The organism is Dellaglioa sp. CoH-56-MRSF-11 (genome assembly GCF_056782135.1).
Window position 1 is genome coordinate 1 of the sequence record NZ_JBXAYE010000073.1, and the last position, 317, is coordinate 317.

The 317-nt window shown below is 52.1% G+C and carries 1 protein-coding gene; it reads left to right on the top strand.

The window, feature by feature from the left end; translation table 11 throughout:
- Nucleotides 1-52: 52 nt before the first annotated feature.
- A partial coding sequence (locus AC1RPT_RS07890; RefSeq protein WP_481763001.1) for a hypothetical protein occupies nt 53-317 on the top strand: 265 nt, incomplete at its 3' end.

Below are 317 nucleotides of genomic sequence, written 5' to 3' on the forward strand. Positions count from 1 at the left end.
GGTGTACAATGCGATGTGCGAGATCGAAAGGTCTGGCTATATCGGGAAATTCATGAACAAGAAGATGAAGTTTCTGATGCGCCCCGCCTTTGATTTGAAGCGCGACGATTTGAGGGGGGAGATGGTAACTGCCGCTTTCCGCGCCATTTATCTAAAGTTCCCACGTTTTGATTCCGTGCTCCACATTACGAACGTGGCTAAAACCACGATTAGTAATACTGGGAAGACCCTAATCACGTACCACACGAACCCCGCGCGCCAACGGCTTCAGGCTGGTGCCGAGAAAGGGCAGTTCGAGTCGCGGATCGTGAGTACCG